General features: G+C 57.8%; 1 protein-coding gene. It reads left to right on the top strand.

The annotated features are described in order from the left end of the window. The coding region (locus tag GY725_21490) for a hypothetical protein (protein ID MCP4006762.1) at positions 1 to 502 on the top strand (502 nt) is incomplete at both ends.

The raw sequence follows: 502 nt of genomic DNA, 5'->3' as shown, positions 1-502 counted from the left end.
GCGGGCAAGATGAACGACATCCTGCTCCGCAACGACAGCATCGACGACGTTGAGTCGATCGAACTTCTCGAACAGGGTGAGGCTCGCCTCGCCGAAATGGACACGCAGATTCGTGGTGCTGAGGCACGCGAAAAGATGTCCGCCATCGTCAAGAAGCCGTCTTTCGGTTTTACGCCTGGTGCGGGCACCGCTCCTCGCGAAGATCGCCGGTATCGGTTCGAGATGAACGGAACCGAGATCAAGATCACTGGTGGCAACCCTGACGTTCGTGAGAATCCGCTCGGACTTGGGTCGGCTGGTTCTGACGCTACGTTCCTTGAGGCAAATCAAGCAGGCCCAATTGCCGGTGCAAGCATTCCGGTCGACCTGCTCGCGCAGATGATCCGGAAGTTGCCGAAGTTGGCTGTTCTTCGGCAGCAACTCGCTGTTCGTACCTACAGCAACGATGTCGAACTCCAGCGCGTCAACGCGAGGATTTCCCTCGAAGGTGATGCGTTCACTG

It is taken from the genome of bacterium, from assembly GCA_024226335.1.
GTDB lineage: Bacteria > Myxococcota_A > UBA9160 > SZUA-336 > SZUA-336 > JAAELY01.
The sequence above is the reverse complement of the archived record's forward strand: the minus strand, read 5'-3'. Positions and strand labels throughout refer to the sequence as shown.